We start from the raw sequence: 281 nt of genomic DNA on the forward strand, positions 1-281 counted from the left end.
GGCTCCGGCTGGATCACCTCGGCACCAGACGGCTTGTCGCGTCGCCATCCTCCGCTGCTGCTGTCTTGCCCCGAAGCAGGCGTGTCATGGCTTGCCTTGCCAGGCTTTTGTTTCGACGCCTTGGAGCCATTTGAGGAGCCGTCGCTCTCATCGTCGTCACTGTCGCCATCGCGCGCCGCAATGCGGTTGCGCTCGGTGAGCGACGCAAGGATCGCAACGACCTCGGCGGCACTGCGGCCAGGTCGGAATGCGAGCACAACGTCGTCGATCGTGAGGTAGTG

The 281-nt window shown here is 64.4% G+C and carries 1 pseudogene; it reads right to left on the reverse strand.

The features are described from left to right. Positions 1–281 (reverse strand): annotated as a pseudogene (locus tag H6M51_RS24425) (AAA family ATPase); the annotation flags it as partial.

Origin of the sequence: Rhizobium sp. AQ_MP, assembly GCF_014237835.1 — a bacterium.
GTDB lineage: Bacteria > Pseudomonadota > Alphaproteobacteria > Rhizobiales > Rhizobiaceae > Allorhizobium.